The following is a 16,717-nucleotide window of genomic DNA, read 5'->3' on the forward strand; positions in this document are numbered from 1 at the left end:
ATGGCCTTGGTGCCCACCATCATGCGGGCGTGCTCGATGACATCGAACATCTGCGCGATGCCGTCGTGCACCTCGCCGACCAGCCAGCCCTTGGCGGGGATGCCGTGGCCGCCGAAGGTGACCTCGCAGGTGGCCGAGACCTTCAGGCCCATCTTGTGCTCGACGTTGGTGACGAACACGCCGTTGCGCTCGCCCAGCTCACCGGTCTCGGGGTCGAAGTGGAACTTCGGCACGAAGAACAGCGACAGGCCCTTGGTGCCCGGTCCGGCGCCCTCGGGGCGGGCCAGTACCAGGTGCATGATGTTGGGGAACAGATCGTCGGAGTCGGCGGAGGTGATGAACCGCTTGACGCCCTCGATGTGCCAGGTGCCGTCTTCCTGCTCGAGCGCTTTGGTGCGGCCCGCTCCGACGTCGGAGCCTGCGTCGGGCTCGGTCAGCACCATGGTGGCGCCCCAGCCCTGGTCGGCGGCGATCTGCGCCCACTTCTTCTGCTCGTCGGTCGCGTTGTTGTAGAAGATGTTCGCGAAGCCGGGGCCCGCGGCGTACATGAAGGCGGCGGGCTGCGCGCCCAGGATCAGCTCGGCGATGGCCCAGTAGGCCGCGCGGGGGATCGGCAGGCCGCCGAGCTCCTCGGCGATGCCCAGCTTGTCCCAGCCGCCGTCCTGGAGGGTGCGGTAGCTCTTCTTGAACGATTCCGGCAGCGTCACAGTGTGGGTCTCGGGATCGAAGACCGGCGGGTTGCGGTCGGCGTCGGCGAACGACTCGCCGAGCGGGCCTTCGGCCAGGCGCCGCACCTCGTTGAGCATCTCCTTGACGGTGTCCGCGTCGAGATCGCCGTATGCGCCGCTGTCCAGGATGGACCCCAAGCCCAGGACCTCGAAGAGGTTGAACTCCAGGTCGCGGACATTGCTCTTGTAGTGACCCATTGTCAGTACTCACTCTCCGTTGAGTTGGTGCGGTCGGTCGGTTGCCGTTCCCGCCCGTGTTCGCTCCACCGGGGTAGTCGTGCCGGTTTTCCGCATGCTACTCGCGGGTAACTTATTTGACATATTACCGAGCGGTAATGAAGTGGCAAAGAGCTGAGCTGGCATTGTGACGCGTTTTACAGTGTCCGATCCAGATCCCGGCACACCGTCGCGCACTGCGCTGACCACGGATGCGATCGTCCCGCCCTCCCGCGCGCAACCGGGCCGGGGACGAAGCCGAGTCAGAAGCCTAACGGCTCGTCGCCTCCCCGATGCCGAGCGCAGCGCCACCGCGCAGCCTGCTCCGAGTGGCCGCCAAGCCTCGGGCTCAGCCTTTGGTCCTCCCAACCGACTGCATGAACTAAGGCGAAACCGCAGGTCATACGGCTGGTGCCCCGGTAACCGAGATGGCGCCGCCACCGGTTTCGAGCGAAGCGAGATCGAGCATTGTCCGTTCCTGGAAAATAAGCACAGTGCGTATCGAGACGAGTGCCGGACCGGCTGAGGTCGAGCTCGAACAGCCGCGCAGGCCGGCGTTCCTGTTGCTGCTCACGCATGGCGCGGGTGGCGGGGTGGACGCGAAGGACCTGCTCGCGGTGCGTGACGCGGCGCTTCGCCTCGGCGGCGCGGTCGCGCGGGTGGTGCAGCCGTATCGGGTCGCCGGGCGACGTGCGCCGGGTTCGGCGATCAAGCAGGACGAGGCTTGGCTCGAGATCGTCGCTCGGCTGCGCGGCCGCAAACGCATGCCGCTTATTCAGGGCGGGCGCAGCAACGGGGCGCGGGTGGCCTGTCGCACCGCGGTCGCGGCGCGCGCCCGTGGCGTCCTCGCGTTGTCGTTCCCGCTGCATCCGCCGGGCAAGCCGGAGAACTCCCGCCGGGACGAGTTGCTCGCTCCGGGGGACATCGAAGTGGTGGTCGTCAACGGGGCCAACGACCCGTTCGGCATCCCCGATCCAGCCGACGCCGCGGAGGTCCGCGTCATTCCCGGGCAGCCGCATGCTTTCCGCGCGGGCTTCGACCTGATCGCCGAGACCGTGACCCCGTGGCTCGAGCGCTGGTCGTGAACCGAAGCACGGCCCTTACCCCGCTGCCCGGGTGGCGATGACCAAGGCGTCGATGGCGTCGCCGGTCTCGGTGGGCCGGTAGACGCGGTCGGCGAGGCGCACGCGCACGTGGCTCGCGGCCGCCAGGGGACCGAGGTCGGCGACGATGTCGTCGGGAGTGAAGAGGATGGCCGGGTCCTGTGGCCCGCCGCAGCCGTCGGTGAGGTTGGTGGTGTCGTGGCCGAGCACGAGGAGGGTGCCCTCGGGAGCCAGCAGGTCGGCCGCCTTGCGGACCAGCGCGCGGCGCTGCTCGGCGGGCAGGTGCAGGAAGACCATCAAGACCAGCTCGAACGGCCCGGTGATTCCCGCCTCGTCCAGGTCGGTGACGTCGGCGCACTGCCAGGTGATGCGATTGCGGACCGAGCGGGACAAGCGCGACGCGACGGTGCGGCCTTTGTCGATGCCCACCTGGGAGTAGTCGACGGCGTGCACCTGCCAACCGTGTGTGGCGAGCCACAGGGTGTTGCGCCCCTCGCCGCACGCCAGGTCGAGGGCGCGGGGAAACTCCGGCGCATCGCCCTCGGGGGTGGCGGCCTGGAGCGGAGCACGGCGTTCCAACCCGTAGACATGCTCCACCACGGTGTTGTTCGGCGGTGCGCCCCAGACCAATTCAGTTTGCGCGTAGCGCTCGTCCCAGTCGGCCGCATCCATGTTTCGAGTCTATTGATCGCGTGGCCCGCGATCCCCAGGGTTGCCCGAGTCAGTCCGATACCTGCGAGAGCCAGTGCACCGGCGTGGTCTCGCGCACGTGGATCAGCACGTCGAACGCGTCGGCGAGCGCGGAGAGCCGGATGTTCGCCGAGGCGTCCTGGGCCGGGTCGTAGACTCCGCTGATGGTGCGCAGTTTCGCCGGACCGGTGAGCCAGTCGCGCACCGGTTCCGGCGCGGCGGCGTCCAGGTCGACGTAGTACGCGGGCAGGTCGACCTCGCCCAGGGCGGCATCGACCAAGTCGTCCTGCGGGTCGGGCGCCGTCGCCACACCGAGGTCGCCGTGGTGGAAGCCGATGCCGACGGACGTGTACCCCGCGCCGAGCCGAGCACGCAGATGGCTTCCCGCGCCATGGAATTCGGCCGCGCCGAAGGCGATCGGAAGACTGGTGGTGTGCGCGATCCCGTCCCAGTAGACGATCTTGGCGCCGGTCGCTCGCTGCCATCCCAGCACCGTCTCGGCGGAAGGACGCTCGTCCCGGGCGAAGCCCTGGCTCGCGACGCTGTGCCGGTGGAAGTCGAGGATCAGGCGGGCGTGGTCCAGGGCAGTAGCGCGCTCCTTCGTGTCCGGCAGCGCCGTGAGCAGCGCGAATGCGTCTTCGGCGTGCTCCACGAACGGGCGGCCGGGGTGGATGCCCTGGTGGCGCTGGACGTGCTCGTCGATCTGGTGCGCGGTGCGGATCGGCGCGAGGTGCACCTCGATCGCGGCCGTCCGGTCGGGGGCCGCGCGTCGCACATAATCGAGCACCGCGTCGTAGTCACTGGGCTCGGCATGGGGCGGTTCCACGCCGAAGATCCGCACGGGGTCTTGCGGATGCGCCAGGTTGTACGCGCGGATCCAGCGCAGCGTGGCCACCGACTCCTCGGTCCGCCACGGCCGCCACGCGCCGGCGAGCACCGTCAACGGGTCGCTCTCCCCGCTGGTGACGAACCGGTCCCAGCGTTCACCCGAACGCGCGCTGTCCTGAATGGCCAAGGCGCGGAAACCGTGCCGCTCGACCAGCCCACGGAATATCCGTTCGCGCACACCGAATGTCTGCCGGGAGAACCGTGTCGACTCACCCAGGCCCACCACCGTGGCGGTGCCGAGTCGCGCGATCAAGCTGTCGAGGTCCGAGCCGGGGGAGTCCGGATCGAAGCCGTCGATCGTGACGGCGTTCTCGCGCAGCCAGGTGCGGACGTCGACGGTGGTGGTGCTGAGCATGATGCCTCCAGGGACGGGAACGGACCGACGCGGTTCAGCCTCATATATCAACCTTTGTTGAGGTCAAGTGCCGCGTCGGACCGTCTGCCCCGGGCTACAGTGTCGTGCGCATCAGCAAGACGTTGTATTGGCTGTGCACCGTCGTGAGGAAGTACAGATCACGTCCCGTCTGGTACGGGAAGATCGAGGGCGCGTAGGCGGTGGGCAATTCGCGGGTGTCGATCAGCACTTCGGGATCGCTCCACGGACCGGCCGGTGTGGACGCGCGCCGCATCACCACGGAATTGAACCGGTCGGTGGTGAGCGAAATGTACTGTCCGAGATAAGCGTTGTACATCACCGACAATTCGCCGACACCCCACATGATCGGTGCGGCGGCATTCACGTCGTTCTTGCGCCACGCGCGGCCGTCCCAGTATTCGTATTCGGCGAGGTTCGCGATGTCGTGTGCGCGCACACGGGCCACGTGTGCGGTGTTGTCGCGCCCGGATCGGGTGCCGTACTCGTAGATGTACCCGCCGTCGGAAAGAAAGGCGTTCATCTGGAAGTTGGCGTTTCCGCCCTCGTTGGTTCGCCGTGTCTCCGGCAGTTCGGCCCAGGTCTCGCCGTTGTCTCCGGAGACGGCGAGCCCGGAGAAGCTGGTGCTCCATTGACCGACGTCGTCCCAGGTCTTCACCGACATCAGGCTCATGTACTGCACGCCGTCCACCGCGATGCCCGCGGTGGGAATCCGGCTGATCTCAAGGAAGGGAATCTTCGGGCTGGGAATCAGGTCGCGCGCTTGGCCGAACACATCGCGCACCACGCTGTCGAAATAGATGCCCTCGGCGGGGTCCTTGGTGTGACTGCGCAGGAGGATATTGCTGCGCCAGGACCACATGCTGCCCGCGAGCAGATTGGGAAAGCCGAAGCCCGCGGTGTCGCCGAACGCGGTGAGCATTTCGCCGCGCCCGTTGTCCCACATGATGCCGAGGTCGGTGCCGAGGACGTTGTAGGTCTGGGTGTTGTTCGGGCTGGCCATCCCGGTCACCTGGAACACCGCCTTGGTGCGGCCGAGCAGATTCGGCAACCCGGTCGTGCCGTTGAGCACCGGGATCGGATTGATGGCGTTCGGGTTGGCGATGGCGGGGGTGGTCGCCGTGAAGAGCAAGGCCGAGACACCCGCCAGCGCCGAGAGCAGGAAGCTTGCGGTCCTGATCACTGTCTGTGAGCCCTCCGGTTTCTTGCCGTGAGCGGTGCGAAACACAGATGTCCCGCGATACACAGACCCTTCGCAGTGTGCCGCGCACCACTATTCGACTGGCTGGCAAATCGTGGGCAAATGCTAGCAGTGAAATCGGCGCGGATGTGCCTTATGTCGCATACTGGCGAACAAGCAGCTATTGCAGAGTCCGCTGGCGGAGCGCTCTCCGGAGGATGAGGGGTAGCTGGGTGGCGCGCTCGACGGCAAAGGTTCGCCGGGGGGACGCTTGCCACGACTTCTCGAACAGCCGCTTGGCCGCGGCGACGGCGTGGGGCGATCGGGTCGCGAGGCGGTCGGCCAGTTTCTCGGCCTCGGCCACGGGGTCTTCCGTCAACTCGGTGACCAAGCCGATCTTCGCTGCGTAGGCGGCATTCACGGTGTCCGCGGTCATCGTGAGCAAGAGGGCTCGGTCCATCCCGACCAGGCGTGACAGCGAGGCCGCGCCGGTCATATCCGGTATGAGGCCGTGCGCGGCTTCCATGACGGAGAACTCCGCGTCGGGGGTGGCGAAACGGAAGTCGGCGGCCAGTGCGAGCTGTAGCCCGCCGCCGTAGCAGCGCCCGTGCACCGCGGCGATCACCGGCACGGGCAGGCGGCGCCAGGCCCAGCACGCCTCTTGGAACGCGTTCGTGCCCCGCCAGGGTCGCGGCGCGAAATTTCGGATGATAGCTATTGGATTGCTAGTGGCCGCTGCGATGTCCAGTCCACTGCTGAAGCTGGGTCCGTTCCCGGACAGGATCACCGCGCGCACATCACCACGGCGAGCCACGATTTTCGCACTGGTAATCAGTCCGCTAAGCATCTCGACAGTAAGGCCGTTGTGCTTGTCCGGCCGGTCGAGCGTGACGTACGCGAGGTTGTGGTCGATCCGCAGTGCGATGTTGGTGCCCATTCTCGGATCTTACTCACCGGTCAGTTGCGGGACTCGCGCTGTTGCCCGTGAAGCTTCGGTTCTGTTCTAATCGAACTCGAGTTACCGTCAATGTTGACGGTTCTGGAGCGGAGGACGCATGCTGCCAGCCGGAATGGACCCGAGGACGCCGGTGCTCGTCGGCGCCGGGCAGGTCGTACACCGACCGGGAGAGCCGGGTTTGCCCGGCCCGGTCGAACTCGCCGCCGAGTCCCTGCGCCGCGCGGGCGCCGACAGCGGCGTCGGCGACAGTTTGCTGCGGTCCGCCGACTTGATCGCCGCCGTCGCTCCGGTCAGCCGCCCCTACGGTGACTTGGGCGCACTCGTCGCCGCCGATCTGGGCATCAGTCCGAAACGGACCGTGCAATCGGTGCGTTTCGGCGGTGACGCGCCGCAGCGGCTGCTCAACATGGTCGCGCAGGCCATCGCCGAAGGTCGCTCGGACGTCGCGCTGCTCACCGGCGCCGAAGCGGTGTCCTCGTGGAACGCCGCCACCCGCAACGGCGCCGCGGTGGACTGGCCGGAGCAGCCGGAGGATGTGGGGCCCGACGAGATCATCGGCTCCGATCGCGCGCCGAACTCGGACATGGAGACCGCGGCGGGCTTGTGGGGGCCGGTCTACTTCTATGCGCTGATGGAAACGGCGCTGCGCCGCAGGCTCGGGACGAGTGAGGCCACGCACCGGCAGCGGATCGGCGAACTGTGGTCGCGGCTGTCGGACATCGCGGCACGTAATCCCTATGCGTGGCAGCCCACCGCACATACCGCCGCTGATCTGGTGACACCCGCGCCCGCCAACCGGATGGTGTCGACACCCTATCCGAAGCTGATGGTCGCGAACCTGACCGTCGACCTGGGCGCCGGACTGGTCCTGTGCAGTGCGGCGGCCGCCGACGCCGCCGGTGTGCCGCGGGACCGGTGGGTGTTCCCGCACGCGGGCGCCACCGCGACCGACGAGTGGTTCGTCTCCGAGCGCGCGGACATGTCCCGCTCGCCCGCCATCGCCGCGGCGGGGAAAGCGACGCTGGGCGCGGCGGGGATCGCGATAGACGACGTCGCGCACATCGACCTCTACTCCTGCTTCCCGGTCGCGGTGCAGGTCGCGGCCGAGGAACTCGGTCTGCCGCTCGATGATCCGGTGCGGCCGCTGTCGGTCACCGGCGGTCTCACCTTCGCGGGCGGGCCGGGCAACAACTACACGACGCATTCGATCGCGACCCTCTACGGCATTCTCCGCGCCGACCCGGACGCCTATGGACTGGTGACGGCGCTCGGTTGGTACAGCACCAAGCATGGCGTTGGCGTGTACTCCGCCCGACCGCCCGCGCGGCTGTTCCGTGCGATCGAGGCGCAAGTGCCTCCGGCGCGACGCGAACCGGCGCCCGGGTACACCGGCCCGGTCTCGATCGAGGCGTACACCGTCGCCTACCGCAAGGGCTCGGCGCCGGACCGTGCCGACGAACCGGAAGCCGTTGTGGTGAGCGCACTGACACCCGCGGGGACCCGCATACTGGTTCGGGCGTCGGATGCCGACACCCTCGCGGCGTTCACCGCAGGCGATCCGCTCGGCGCGGACGCCGAGGTCACCGCGGACACGTTCACCCTGCTCACCGAGAGGAGCGCCGAATGAGTGAGACGGTGGGACCCGACGTGGTTCTCGTCGAGCGGCGCGACGCGATCACCGTGCTGACGGTCAACCGTCCCGAGGCGCGCAACGCGATCAACCTGGCCACCGCGCAAGCCATCGAGGCCGCCGTCGACGAGTTCGAGGCCGACGATGCCGCGCGCGTGCTCGTGCTCACCGGTGCGGGCGGAACCTTCAGTGCCGGAATGGATCTCGTTGCCGCGTCGAAGGGCGAGATGCCGATGACGCAACGGCGCGGCCCGCTCGGCATCGCGGCGAAGCCCCCGGCGAAGCCGATGATCTCCGCGGTCGAGGGCTTCGCGCTGGCCGGTGGTTTCGAGCTGGCGCTGTCGGGTGATCTGATCGTCGCGGCGCGCGACGCGCAGTTCGGCATTCCCGAGGTCAAGCGCGGTCTGGTCGCCGCGGGCGGCGGCGTGCTGCGGCTGACCCAGCGGCTGCCGCGCAGCACCGCCGCCGAACTCGCGCTCACGGGCGGGCGGGTCAGCGCCGAGCGGCTCTACCAACTCGGCTTGGTCAATCGGGTCACCGAGCCGGGCGGCGCGTTGTCGGTGGCGCTCGAACTGGCGGCCGAGATCGCCGCCGCCGCGCCGCTGGCGGTGGCCGCGAGCAAGCGCATCATCGATGAGTCGCCGGATTGGCCGGTCGCGGAAGCGTTCGCGAAACAGGGCGAGATCGCCCTGCCCGCACTGTTTTCCAAGGACGCCGCCGAAGGCGCGCTGGCGTTCGCGCAGAAGCGCGAGCCGAAGTGGCAGGGCCGCTGACAGGCGGGCCGGGACACGTCCGGCAGCCGCAGGCGCAGCGCAGGGAGCGTATGCGCACGCGCCTGCTGGACGCGGCGGTGGAAAGTCTCGTCGAGGTCGGTTACGCGGGCACGACAACGCTCGAGGTGCAGAAACGGGCGGGTGTGCCGCGGGGGACGTTGCAGCACTATTTCCCTACCAGGGCCGACCTGCTCGCAGGCGCCGTCGAGCACGTGGCGCAACGCCGATTCGACCAGCTGACCAGCGAATTCGAGGCGATCCCCGACGAGGCGGACCGGTTGGAGACGGCGGTCGAGCTGACCATGCGGATGCTCAGCGGGCCGTCGTTCTGGGCGGCGTTGGAGATGTGGGTCGGCGCGCGGACCGACCCGGAACTGCGCGCGGCGTTCCTCCCGCTGGAGGTGCGCCTGTTCGAACTGATGCACACCAGCATTCGCGACAGCTTCCGGCGCGAATTCCCCGACGATCCGCGGGTTCCGACGATCACCGAGTTCACCATCGAGATCATGACCGGCCTGGCGCTGCGCGTGCTGCTCACCGGTGACGGGTCCAGCAACCGAATTCTCAGGCACCGGTGGGGCAACGCCGTGCGCGTCTTGCTCGGCACGGCGGCCGCGGACACGTTGCTCGATCCGCCCGCCCGCTGACTCCTACCGTGTGCGTGTGACCGTCTCGAGCAGGACCTGTGCGCAGCCGGCCGGATCATCGAAGAACGGTGTGTGCCCGCTGCCGCGCAGGGTGACGTGCTCGGCGTTCGGCAGCACGCTTCGGGCTTTGCGGCTCTGGGTCGCGTAGGTGAGCAGGATGTCGCGGCTGCCCCAGGCGACCGTCACCGGAATCTCGGCGAGCGCGCCGATCTCGGGCAGGCGGACGTCGGTGAACGAGGCGAGAGCTTCGTCGAAGCCGGCCGCCTCCACCGCGCCGATCGCGGTGTCCAGCGCGACCTTCGCATCGAGTGCCCACGGCTTGCCGAAGATCAGGGAGAGGAACACGGTCCGGCCCGCGGCGGTGCCGAGGACGGATGGCAGGGCGGGGCGCAACTTGCGTGCGAGCGCTCGTGACTTGCCCAGCGACTGCTGGCACCAGACGCGACCCGCGGTGTCCCAGAACCCGATCGGCGAGTAGGCGGTGACGGAACGAGCCAGCCCGCGGGCGGCCAGATCGAGAGTGATCAGCCCGCCCATCGAATTGCCCGCCAGATGCGGCCGGTCGATGCCCTGCGCGGCGAGGAATTCGGCGAGCGCCTCGGTGAGGTTGGCGACCGTGGTGTGCGCCAGCGGATGCGTCGAGCCGCCGAAACCGGGCAGGTCCACCGCGATCACTTCGTACGACGCGGACAGTGTGTCGATGATCGGCTCCCACACCTGCCACCGGCTTCCGACCCCGTGGACCAGCACTAGGGGCTCGCCCGCGCCCACGCGGTGATGGTGCAACGTCGTCATGCGGCCAACACTAACAGCAGTCACCAGCCATCAGTTGGGATCGCGCCGTGTGCCGCTCCCTCTCATCCGGCGTCGTGGAGGACTGGCGTCACCACGGCCATGGTCGGTACGATAATTGGTATGGCAACGCGTAAGGTCACCCTTTCGCTGGATGAAGCCGCCTGGTCGTACGCCGAGCAGGCGGCAGCTCGGGCGGGAATGTCGCCGTCGGCTTGGATTTCCAAGGCCGCGCGACGGGAGGCCGTGCGCACCGGGGTCGGTCCGGTGTCGGATGTGACCGCCGAGGCCGCCGCGGACGCGGCCGAGCTGGCGGCCGCCGAGGAGGCGATGCGTGCGTCGGGGTGAACTGTGGATCTACAACCCGCATGGTTCGCCGCGTCGCCGAACGGTCGTGCTCATCAGCAGTGACGGCATCAACGAATCGCCTCGTCCTTGGTTGATCGCGGCCGAGGTCATCGAAGACGATCCGCAGGACATTCTCGCGGTTCCGGTGCAGGATCACGGCTGGGTGCATGCCGGAAACATCGGGCGCATCTTCCGCGGTTGGCTGGCCGAGCGGGTGGACGCGGTGGACACCGAAACCCTGGAACGGCTCGACACCGCGCTGCGGGCGGCAATGGATCTCTGAGGTCTGTCTGTATATAGCTTTCGCGGCAACATCTTTCGTTCCTCTCGCCGGGAACGACTACCGCTGGACGCCACACGGCATTATGGTGGCCACGCCACCGACGGGTGGTCAGTCGAGGAAGAGGAGTCAGGTGCGGATCTGCATGATCGCCGCGGCGCTGATCGCGCTGCCGGTACTCGCGGCATGCGGCAGCGACAAGGACACGGCGGCGCCCACGGTGACGCAGGCCGATCTCGCCAAGTCGTTGCAGGACAAGGGCCTCAAGAACAAGCAACTGGCCGACTGCGCCGCGAAGGTGTTCGTCGACCAGGGAATCTCGCAGGACGGACTGCGAATCATGATCAGCGACGAGTACGACACCAAGACTCCCAACCAGGAGACCCTGGGCATGAGCAAGGAGGACGCGGACAAGGCGCGCGCCGCCAGCGGTCGCATCGCCGGTGAGTGCATGGCGGCGCCCCAGCAGCGCTGAGCCGCCAGCGGTCCACGGGCACGGCCGGGTAGTCGATGATTCGCGTGGCAGGGCCGGGAGGCTGACGCCTACGTCGACGCGGGTGTCGACCAGAAGCCGAGGATCCGACCGTGTCACAGCCGCCTCTCCCGACGTCGCCGAACCCGGTCTGATCGCCGACAGCCCCGACCTGTCACTCCGTCCGGCCGCTGGTTCGCGCCCTCGGTTTCGGTGGCATCGTGCTCGGTGTGCTCATGATCGTGGTGGTGGCGGTCAAGCGACAGTGAGTTCGATTCGCGCCGTCGAACCCGCCTCCAGTCCCTCCGCGACCCGCACGGCCTTCTTCATCGGCAGCACATAGGTCGCCCGCGACTTGTCGGGAAATAGCGATGTAGACCACCGGCTGGCGCCGACGACCACATGCACCCGCACCGAGCCGAACCCACCCGAACGATGCGCGTACCGCTCTTCTATCTCATCGGCCACGTCCTCCGGCAGCGACACGAAATGCCAGGCGGCATCCCCCTGGTGTTCCCACACTTCCGCCGTGAACGAGTACCGCGAACCAGCCACGTCGCGACTGTAGCGGTGCGGACCGACAGTGATCGCGCCTCGGCCTGAGGCGCCGACGACCCGCTTCCGCGGGGACACGAACTCGCCCCCGCGCGAACACCGCCCCGCCATAGCTGAAGAGTCCGATCGGCACGGCAATCAGCGACGACCGCCTGGACTCCTTTCGAGTCCGCGCTGCACCGCGTCGTCGCACGCGCGGGAACTGCCCCGCACGCGACGCAACACCAGGCGAGTGTCCGGGCCCTACCGAACCGCTCGGCGCGAGGTGCGGCCGCCGAGCCGGGCGGCGAGGTAGGCAACGGAGTCTTCGATCAGCCCACCCACATCCGGATAGCCGTCGAGTCCGTGTACCGCGGGACCGTGCGCAGTTCGGTGTCGCCCCCAAGATCATGAGAGGTCCGCCTGGACCGGTTGTCGGGCAGGTCTGACGATCTGGGTGCGTCCGGCCCCGGCCGCCGCGGCAGCCTGGAGGAGGGTCAGCGCGGTGAGCACGCCCAGCGCCGGCGCCCAGCTTTGGGTGTGCGTGTGCAGGATGCCCAGGAGCGTCGGGCCGACGGCGGCCATGGCGAACCCGACCGTCTGAGCCATCGCGGCCAGCGCGGCCGCGTGGAGGGCGTCGCCGGCGCGTTCGCTCTGAAAGGCCATGGCCAGGGCCAGGCAAGCACCGGCGCCTGTGCCGAGCAGCAGGATCGCCAGGGGCGCCAGATCGGGGTCTACGGCGAGGAGCAGGAAGCCCGCGGCATCGAGCATCGAGGCGGCGATGGCGAGGCGGCGTTTCGCCGCCGCGGTGCGGGTGAGCCACGGCATCGTGTTGATGACCACCAAACCCAGGATTTGGAACGCGAACAGCGACCAGCCCGCGGTCTCGGGCGTCACGCCGTTGTCGTGCAGGACGGTGGGCAGCCAGGCGAGCGTCGTGTAGAACCCCAACGCCTGTAAACCCATGAAAGCGCTGACCTGCCAGGCCAAGGGCGAACGCCAGGGCATCGAGACTCCGCGGGCGGGAGAGGACGGCTCCGATACGGTTCTGTCCCCGATCCGCCACACCAGCAACGCGACGACGACCAGCAGCGTGGCCGAGGCGAGCGCCGGGCGCCAGCCGCCGGGCAGCACCTCTGCCAGCGGAACCGCGATCCCGGACGACACGGCCGCCGCCGCGCACATCGCCGCGACCCACGCGCCGGTGACCGCCGTGACACGGGCGGAACCGACGCTGTCTCGCACGATCGCGGGCAGCAGCACGTTCGCGAACCCGATCGCCACCGCGATCACCACCGTCCCGGCGAAGAGCCCCACCTGGCCGGGCGTCGAGCGAACCAGCAGTCCCACCAGCATCGCGACCAGCGCAAGCCGCACGAGCCGGTCGGGTCCATGACGCACGGTTCGCAGCACCGCCACGGGGACGACCGCGAAGATCAGCAAGGGCAGGGCCGTGAGCAGGCCCGCGTGCGTGCTGGACAGCCCGGTGTCGCCGGTGATCACCGGCATCAGCGGGCCGACGCAGGTCAAAGGCGCACGTAAGGTCGCGCCGACGAGCGCGATTCCGGGGACGGCCGGTCTGCTCATCTATCGCTGCGAGGTCGAAAACGTCATGCGGCGCAACAGCTTGTCGCGCAGGACCAACGCGTGGAAAGTGACCGCGCAGATGTGCGCGATCAACGCGAACAACAGCAGGTAGGCGAGCACGCTGTGCAGCGTCCGCAACGCGGCGTACAGCTGAGGATCGGCCGGTGCGATCGCCGGGACGCCCAGCCCTCCGAGAATTTCGATGGGAATCCCGGATGCCGAGACCAAAGCCCAGCCGACGAGCGGTTGGGCGAGGAACAGTACGTACATCAGGATCTCGGATCCGGTCGCGACGAGCCGCTCGGGTTTGGCCATGGTCTCGATCTGCGGCGGCGGACGGTGGCGGACACGGTAGACGAGACGGACGACCGCCAGCAGCAGGATGGCCAGCCCGATGGTTTTGTGCCAGCTCAGCAATTGGCTGTAGGCGCCGAGGTAGCCGACCATCGCCGCGCCGATGCCGATCATCGCGAGGATCAGAATCGCCATCGTCCAGTGCAGGATGCGCGCGGTGACGCCGAACCGGGTGGTGTCGCCGGTGCGTTCGGAGAGCGCCATCGGATCATGCCTCCTTCACGACGACGGCGCCGGTGGGTTTCGCTTCGCCCGCACGGCGGCGGAAGGACTCGGCGTAGGCCGCCGAGCGAGCTTGCAGGAGCGGGTCGTCGGATGGCGTGATGCCGTCGGGCAGCACGAGCGGATCGAAGTTCACGTTCTGCACGTTGTCCGCGGATTCGGTGTGCACCTGGTCCAGCACGACGGTGCCCACCTGCACTTCACGCCGATCAGCCGGCCAGGCCGCGGTGGCGTCGTCGGTGGGGTCGACGCCGCGTCGGCCGACCGTCACCAGGAACTTCCATCGCAGCGGCGCCGCCTGAATGCCGGCGACCAGACCCTCGAAGAGTGCGTTCTCGCCGGTTGCAAGCGGCGCGAGTCGAGGTGGGTTGTCCGGGACCAGCCGCCACCGCACCGGTACGGTGTCGCCCCTGGTGTTGGAGAACTCGAAGGCGTTCAGCCCGAAGAACGCCGTATCCGCGAAAGTGGCCGGCGGGGCGCCTTGTTCGATCACGCTCAGCGCGGCGGCGGTCTTCGGGTGCGCCGCGACGTATCGGCTCATGGCGGCGGGGTCGGGCTTGCCGGTGGCCGGGTCCGGTGCGAAGGCGAGTGTGCGGTCGTAGAAGTCCTGCGGCGACGCGTCGAGGAACACGGGGATGTTGATCATCGCCATCCGCCACTGCTCCCCACCGGGCAGAAACAGCCGTAACCCCAGTCCACGGGGTGCGGCCGGTATGTCGGGCATGTGCGGGTTGCCGCCTGCGAGAGAGAACCGGCCGTCGAGCCGGTAGCGGCCCGGCCGGAACACCGATGCCTTCGACAGCTCGACGCCGTTGCCGTTGCTTTCGAAATATCCGGCGACGGCGAGCCCTTTGGCGTGATTACGCCGGCAACCGGGGAAGGAGCCGCCCGCGGTGTCCTGCAGGCGATCCACCAGTCTGCGAGCGGTCAGTCGCCACGGCCCGATCACGTTCTCGGTGAGCAAGAACCCTCCGATTCCGGCGGCGCCGAGCGCGGCGACAGCGGCGCTGCCGAGCAGCGTGCGGCGATTCAGTCGCAAGGAGTGCCGGCTTGCCTCGGTCATGATTCCCTTTCTCCGTGTGCGGTGCTCCCGCGCATGGCGCGGGAGCACGACGTGGCGGTCTCGCGGATCACGGCGGACCCATGGACTGGAGCCGTTCGACCAGAACCGGGTCGACGTCGGGGTTGTCGGCCAGCAGCATGTCGATCGGCGGCGCGGACGCCGAGGCGATACGGATGTCGATCACGTAGGGTTCGCCCTTGTCGAGGACCTTGAACCCGCGCTCGAGCGCATCGGTGAGCTTCGCGGTCTTGGTCACCACCTCGCCCTCGATGTCGAATGTCTCGGCGATCTCGGCGAAATCTTGGGTAGGCCGGCCCAATCGCAGGTACCACGCGTCGCTGGTCGGCTCCCAGCCGTAGATCTGTCCGAGGGCGGAAAGACCGGTCATGAGGGTCTTGTATTCGTGGTTGTTCATCACCAGATACAGCACCGGCAGCGCGTATTTGCTCGTCGTCCACCACGAGTTGGTGTGGAACAGGGCCGAACCATCGCCGACTATGGTCACGACGTAGCGGCGCTTACCCACGGCGAGGGCGATACCTATCGACGCGGGCAGGGAGAATCCGAGCGACCCGCCGGAGGTACAGAAATAGGAATCGGGTGCGTCGTAGGCGATCGCCTTCTGAATCGCCGCCGAGATCGCGAAGTCCTCGTTGATGACGGTCAGCGGTTTCTGGAGTGTCTTCTGCACCTCGGCCAGCTTCATCGGCACGATGTAGTCCGGAATCGTCGGTTCGTGCCCGGGGGCCGTGGCCCCGGCCGCGGTGAACGCCTTGTCGCGACGGGCGTCGAGCTCGAGAATCCGCCTATTGCGCTGTGCCGCCGCGGATTCGTCGTAGGCAGGGTGGCCGACGACGGCGTCGATGATCAGCGGCAGACTGCGTTTGATGTCGCCGAGCACACCGACGCTCGCGTAAGAATTCTTACCGATCTCCCACGGGTCGTTGTGCAGCGTCACCTGCGTGAGCGCGGGCGGGATGATCGGGCCCTTCTCCCAGCGGAACACCAGGATCTGGGCCTGGGAGTTCACGCCGACCTGGAAGATGGTGTCGAAATCGGCCAGCTGCATGTGCACCCCGTCCTGGGTGGGCACGAGCTCGCCCTGCCAGTGCGGCAGATCGTTCGGATAGTTCATGCGGCTGGCCTGGTTCTCCGAGTACACCGCCGCGCCCAGGACATGGGACAGGCGCTCGATCTCCGGCCATGCGTTCGCCTCGCCGACCCCGTCCCCGACGAGCACCACGGGATTCTTCGCCTGCGCGAGCTGTTGGGCGGCGTCCGCGACACCGGCCGGGTCGGCCGCTACCGCGTGCGCGATGCGTGTCACCCGCCCCGGCTCCTGCATGGTGGGCGCTTCGAGCAGGAAATTCCACGGCAGCGAGACGAATACCGGCCGGAACGGCGGAACCAGGAGTTCCTTGAACGCGCGCTGTAGCACCAACGGCATTTCGTCGACACTGCGGATCTCGTGGGCCCACTTCGTGTATTGCTCGGCGGTGTGGACCAGATCGGAAGCCAGGATCGGTTCCTGGATCAGCAGCTCACTGTGCTGCTGTCCGCAGAGCACGATGAGCGGGATGTTGGATCGGTAGGCGTTGAACAGATTGCCGATGATGTTGGCCGTGCCGGGGGTGATGTGGACGATCGCCGCGCCGGGACGTCCCGACATCCGGGCGTAGCCCATGGCCGCGCCGAGCGCGATGTTCTCGTGCAGGCACGGCACGTACTCCACACCGTTCTCCGGAATGGTCGTCCCGTCGAGCAATGGAATCTCGTGCGTGCCGGGAACACCGAAGGCATATTCGGTGCCCACCTCACGCAGATAGTCGAAGATGATGTCGCGGCCCAGCCTGCGGGGCGGTGTAGAGGTCATATCCCT

The 16,717-nt window shown here is 68.1% G+C and carries 18 protein-coding genes; 7 read left to right on the forward strand and 11 right to left on the reverse strand.

Annotated elements, in window-relative coordinates; translation table 11 throughout:
* Positions 1-926 (reverse strand): acyl-CoA dehydrogenase family protein (locus tag M8859_RS07035; protein ID WP_249644018.1); only part of this gene is annotated, 926 nt, incomplete at its 3' end.
* 512 nt (positions 927-1,438) lie between these two features.
* On the opposite strand from M8859_RS07035, the gene M8859_RS07040 reads away from it, so the two are divergent.
* Positions 1,439-2,029, forward strand: coding sequence for an alpha/beta hydrolase family protein (locus tag M8859_RS07040; protein WP_159930583.1), 591 nt, complete (start codon positions 1,439-1,441; stop codon positions 2,027-2,029).
* Positions 2,030-2,044: 15 nt separating this feature from the next.
* On the opposite strand, the gene M8859_RS07045 is transcribed toward M8859_RS07040, so the two are convergent.
* The 4 genes from M8859_RS07045 to M8859_RS07060 all read right to left on the reverse strand — a co-directional run bounded on the left by M8859_RS07045 (position 2,045) and on the right by M8859_RS07060 (position 6,115).
* A complete protein-coding gene (locus M8859_RS07045) occupies positions 2,045-2,719 on the reverse strand; it encodes a class I SAM-dependent methyltransferase (RefSeq protein WP_159930584.1) in 675 nt (224 codons plus the stop codon).
* 49 nt (positions 2,720-2,768) lie between these two features.
* Entirely contained in the window at positions 2,769-3,980 is a 1,212-nt protein-coding gene (locus M8859_RS07050; RefSeq protein WP_249644019.1) for an erythromycin esterase family protein, read from the reverse strand.
* 94 nt (positions 3,981-4,074) lie between these two features.
* A complete protein-coding gene (locus M8859_RS07055; RefSeq protein WP_195069718.1) occupies positions 4,075-5,181 on the reverse strand; it encodes a glycoside hydrolase family 183 protein in 1,107 nt (368 codons plus the stop codon).
* A 178-nt stretch (positions 5,182-5,359) separates the two neighbouring features.
* A complete protein-coding gene (locus M8859_RS07060) occupies positions 5,360-6,115 on the reverse strand; it encodes a crotonase/enoyl-CoA hydratase family protein (protein WP_195069717.1) in 756 nt (251 codons plus the stop codon).
* 118 nt (positions 6,116-6,233) lie between these two features.
* Here M8859_RS07060 and M8859_RS07065 point away from each other — a divergent pair, with 118 nt between their 5' ends.
* The 3 genes from M8859_RS07065 to M8859_RS07075 are packed head-to-tail and all read left to right on the forward strand — an operon-like array spanning position 6,234 to position 9,186.
* Entirely contained in the window at positions 6,234-7,763 is a 1,530-nt protein-coding gene (locus M8859_RS07065; protein ID WP_249644020.1) for an acetyl-CoA acetyltransferase, read from the forward strand.
* Complete coding sequence (locus M8859_RS07070; RefSeq protein WP_159930589.1) at positions 7,760-8,539, forward strand: crotonase/enoyl-CoA hydratase family protein; 780 nt, start codon at positions 7,760-7,762, stop codon at positions 8,537-8,539. The genes M8859_RS07065 and M8859_RS07070 overlap by 4 nt, the downstream gene beginning before the upstream one ends.
* 50 nt (positions 8,540-8,589) lie before the next feature.
* A complete protein-coding gene (locus M8859_RS07075) occupies positions 8,590-9,186 on the forward strand; it encodes a TetR/AcrR family transcriptional regulator (protein ID WP_223519410.1) in 597 nt (198 codons plus the stop codon).
* 3 nt (positions 9,187-9,189) lie between these two features.
* Here the strand turns inward: M8859_RS07075 and M8859_RS07080 are convergent, their stop codons facing one another.
* Positions 9,190-9,981, reverse strand: coding sequence for an alpha/beta fold hydrolase (locus M8859_RS07080; RefSeq protein ID WP_159930591.1), 792 nt, complete (start codon positions 9,979-9,981; stop codon positions 9,190-9,192).
* Positions 9,982-10,101: 120 nt separating this feature from the next.
* On the opposite strand from M8859_RS07080, the gene M8859_RS07085 reads away from it, so the two are divergent.
* From M8859_RS07085 to M8859_RS07095, 3 genes are all read left to right on the forward strand, one after another.
* Positions 10,102-10,326, forward strand: coding sequence for a hypothetical protein (locus M8859_RS07085; protein ID WP_063016531.1), 225 nt, complete (start codon positions 10,102-10,104; stop codon positions 10,324-10,326).
* Entirely contained in the window at positions 10,313-10,609 is a 297-nt protein-coding gene (locus M8859_RS07090) for a hypothetical protein (protein WP_159930592.1), read from the forward strand. Before M8859_RS07085 ends, M8859_RS07090 begins: the two co-directional genes overlap by 14 nt.
* A 130-nt stretch (positions 10,610-10,739) precedes the next feature.
* Positions 10,740-11,081 (forward strand): hypothetical protein, encoded by a 342-nt coding sequence (locus tag M8859_RS07095; protein WP_159930593.1) that lies wholly within the window; start codon positions 10,740-10,742, stop codon positions 11,079-11,081.
* Positions 11,082-11,333: 252 nt separating this feature from the next.
* Here the strand turns inward: M8859_RS07095 and M8859_RS07100 are convergent, their stop codons facing one another.
* The 5 genes from M8859_RS07100 to M8859_RS07120 form a co-directional block, all read right to left on the reverse strand.
* Positions 11,334-11,633, reverse strand: a complete 300-nt coding sequence (locus M8859_RS07100; RefSeq protein WP_223519405.1) for a DUF1905 domain-containing protein — start codon at positions 11,631-11,633, stop codon at positions 11,334-11,336.
* A gap of 387 nt (positions 11,634-12,020) precedes the next feature.
* Entirely contained in the window at positions 12,021-13,199 is a 1,179-nt protein-coding gene (locus M8859_RS07105) for an MFS transporter (protein WP_159930595.1), read from the reverse strand.
* Complete coding sequence (locus M8859_RS07110; RefSeq protein WP_159930596.1) at positions 13,200-13,757, reverse strand: cytochrome b; 558 nt, start codon at positions 13,755-13,757, stop codon at positions 13,200-13,202.
* Between the two features lie 4 nt (positions 13,758-13,761).
* On the reverse strand, positions 13,762-14,838 hold the full coding sequence (locus M8859_RS07115) for a catalase family peroxidase (RefSeq protein ID WP_195069714.1): 1,077 nt from the start codon (positions 14,836-14,838) through the stop codon (positions 13,762-13,764).
* Positions 14,839-14,905: 67 nt separating this feature from the next.
* Positions 14,906-16,711: a thiamine pyrophosphate-binding protein gene (locus M8859_RS07120; protein ID WP_195069713.1), complete on the reverse strand. Its 1,806-nt coding sequence runs from the start codon at positions 16,709-16,711 to the stop codon at positions 14,906-14,908.
* Between the last annotated feature and the right edge of the window lie 6 nt (positions 16,712-16,717).

The organism is Nocardia sputi, assembly GCF_023501985.1.